1 protein-coding gene is annotated in these 305 nt (G+C 50.2%); it reads right to left on the reverse strand.

Translation table 11 applies throughout. The features are described 5' to 3' along the window. Positions 1-101: 101 nt before the first annotated feature. Positions 102-305 (reverse strand): hypothetical protein (locus EXE47_RS18875; RefSeq protein ID WP_206750876.1); only part of this gene is annotated, 204 nt, incomplete at its 5' end.

A 305-nucleotide genomic window follows, 5' to 3' on the forward strand; every position in this document is an offset into this window, starting at 1 on the left:
GTCTTCGGCCTCACGTAGCAGTTCATCGATTTCTTCCTCAGTCAAGTGATGCTCAATCTCTTTTCGACGTGAGCGCTCCATTACTCTTCTATCAAGCTTAACTAACAAAAGTTTTCATACTCATTAAGGCTCGCCGCCTGCTCCCTTTCTCCGGACGTATCCGGGAGAGGCATCGCCATCGTCACCTGATCAAGGGAGCAAGGTACCATAGTTTTGACCCTTTGACGACCACCGCCAGCGGCAGTTACTGCATCTTCTGAGCGCAAGAACCGCTCTTTGACGCTGTGAAACCGTGAGTTATTGAC

Source organism: Halorubrum sp. GN12_10-3_MGM, from assembly GCF_005435235.1.
Lineage (GTDB): Archaea > Halobacteriota > Halobacteria > Halobacteriales > Haloferacaceae > Halorubrum > Halorubrum ezzemoulense.